This is a genomic window from Salinimicrobium oceani, from assembly GCF_012037645.1.
This window is the reverse complement of record NZ_JAAVJR010001375.1, coordinates 1-318: the sequence shown is the minus strand read 5'-3', so window position 1 is coordinate 318 and position 318 is coordinate 1. Positions and strand designations below refer to the sequence as shown.

Genomic DNA, 318 nt, shown 5'->3' with positions numbered 1-318 from the left:
CATCCTGAAGCCTTTCAGCCACTTCAATGATCTTAATTGAATCCTGGTCCCAACCAAGGCGGGTTTTAACTGTAATTGGAAGTTTGGTGTGTTTCACCATGGCTTCGGTAAGAGAAACCATCAACGGAATGTCCTTTAATATTCCTGCCCCGGCACCTTTGGAAACGACCTTTTTCACCGGACAACCAAAATTGATATCGATGATATCGGGTACCGATTTCTCGACGATCTCTACCGATTGCAGCATGGAATCCAGATTAGCTCCAAAAATTTGGATCCCGACGGGTCTTTCCTTTTCGTAGATATCGAGTTTCATAA

General features: G+C 44.0%; 1 protein-coding gene. It reads right to left on the bottom strand.

What is annotated here, in order from left to right:
• Positions 1-318 (bottom strand): tRNA-dihydrouridine synthase family protein (locus HC175_RS22270; protein ID WP_168140023.1); only part of this gene is annotated, 318 nt, incomplete at both ends.